The 1,119-nt window shown below is 77.1% G+C and carries 1 protein-coding gene; it reads right to left on the bottom strand.

Annotation, left to right across the window (positions count from 1 at the left end):
- The coding region (locus tag HW577_RS25410) for a penicillin-binding transpeptidase domain-containing protein (RefSeq protein ID WP_269769600.1) at positions 1–1,119 on the bottom strand (1,119 nt) is incomplete at both ends.

Genomic DNA, 1,119 nt, shown 5'->3' with positions numbered 1-1,119 from the left:
CGCGCAGCGTGACCGGCCCCGCGCCTTCCGCCAGCGCCGCGCCGGCGGGCGGAAACAGCAGGCGCAGGCGATCCGCCGGCGGGGCGCTGCGCGGCACATCGGCCGCGACGCGCATCCCCTCCCGCGGTGCTTCCGGCAGCAGCGCGAAGACGCGTGCGAGCACCGGCAGCGCCAGCGAGCGGCCCGTCGCACCCGGCATCGCCGTGCCGTCCGGCCGGCCAATCCACACGCCCGCCACGTGCCGCCCGTCGAACCCGAAGGCCCAGGCGTCACGCCCACCCCAGGAGGTGCCGGTCTTCCACGCCACGCCGGCCGGCCCGCCGCCCGGGAAGCGCTGCACGAGGATGGCCGCGACCTGGTCCGCCGCGCGGCGATCGACCGCCTGCTGTGCCTCTCCCGCCGTGCCAGGCGTCATCCGCAGCGGCAGCGCGCGGCCGCCATCGGCCAGGGTGGCGTAGAGTGCCACCATCTCCCGCAGCGTCGTCCCCGCGCCGCCCAGGGCGAGCGGCAGCGACGGATCCGCCCCGCGCGGCAGGCGCGGCGCCGCCCCGGCCACCTTCAGCGCCGAGGCGAAGCGCAGCGCGCCAAGCTGGTCGAGCAGCGCGACCGCCGGCAGGTTCAGCGACAACCGCAGCGCATCCGCCGCCGTGATGCGCCCGGCGAAGTCGCGGGAAAAATTCTCGGGCGCATAGGCGCCGAAATGGCGCGGCAGGTCGGCGATCAGCGTGCCCGGCGTGGCGATGCCGCGCTCGAAGGCCATCGCATACAGGAAGGGCTTCAGCGCCGAGCCCGGCGAGCGCACCGCGCGCGTCAGGTCGAGCGTGCCCGCGCGCGCTTCCGACCCCCAGGCGCCGCCAACCATCGCGCGCGCTTCCCGCGACGCCGTGTCCGCGACGATGAGCGCGACCGAGGCTCGGTCCGGCAGCGACGGCAGGATCTCCGCCACCAGCCGTTCCGCCGCGCGCTGCAGGGGTGCGTCGAGTGTCGTCGCGATGGTGCCGCGCGCCGCGCGGGCAAGTTCGCGCGACAGGTGCGGCGCGAGGCGCGGCATGGGCAGGCGGCGTTCCGGCATCGCCGCGGCAAGTGCGAGGTCGCGATCCGCCGCGCTGAGCCCCGCCG

It is taken from the genome of Neoroseomonas rubea (assembly GCF_016106015.1).
GTDB classification, from domain to species: Bacteria; Pseudomonadota; Alphaproteobacteria; order Acetobacterales; family Acetobacteraceae; genus Neoroseomonas; species Neoroseomonas rubea.
The sequence above is the reverse complement of the archived record's forward strand: the minus strand, read 5'-3'. Positions and strand labels throughout refer to the sequence as shown.